General features: G+C 70.1%; 1 protein-coding gene. It reads right to left on the minus strand.

Going from position 1 to position 726, the window contains the following annotated elements; genetic code table 11:
- Positions 1–726 (minus strand): ribonucleotide reductase barrel domain-containing protein (locus IEZ20_RS39410; RefSeq protein ID WP_506004972.1); only part of this gene is annotated, 726 nt, incomplete at both ends.

A 726-nucleotide genomic window follows, 5' to 3' on the forward strand; every position in this document is an offset into this window, starting at 1 on the left:
GGGGGATCTCCCAGGCCGTGCGGTACAGGGCGCGGATCTCCTCCGGGATCCACAGGAAGTCCTGCACGGAGCCGTTCGAGTCGCGCAGGGCCTCGCGGGTGCGGGCGTCCCAGACGCCGAGGTCCTTGAGGTCCTGGACCAGGTAGGAGTTGACCTGGAGGAACTCACCGGAGAGGGTCTCGCGCTTGAACAGGTTGGAGACCTGCGGCTCGATGCACTCGTACACCCCCGCGATGGACGCGATGGTCGAGGTGGGGGCGATCGCCAGCAGCAGGGCGTTCCGCAGGCCGACCGCGGCGACACGCCTCCGCAGCGCCGCCCACCGCTGCGGCCACGCGAAGTGGGTGTCGTAGTGGTCGGGGTGGAGGATGCCGCGGGCGGTGCGGGTCTGGTCCCAGGCGGGGAGGGGGCCGTTGCGTTCGGCGAGGTCGGTGGAGGCCTCGTAGGCGGCGAGCATGATGCGCTCGGCGATCCGGGTGGACAGGGCCTTGGCCTGGGGGGAGTCGAAGGGCAGGCGCAGTTTGAAGAAGACGTCCTGCAGGCCCATGACGCCCAGGCCGACGGGGCGCCACTTGGCGTTGGAGCGGCCGGCCTGTTCGGTGGGGTAGAAGTTGATGTCGACCACGCGGTCGAGGAAGGTGACGGCGGTGCGGACGGTGTCGTCCAGTCGTTCCCAGTCGATGTCCGCGGCGGTGGTGTCGACGAAGGCGCCGAGGTTGACGGAGC

It is taken from the genome of Streptomyces cinerochromogenes, assembly GCF_014648635.1.
Lineage (GTDB): Bacteria > Actinomycetota > Actinomycetes > Streptomycetales > Streptomycetaceae > Streptomyces > Streptomyces cinerochromogenes.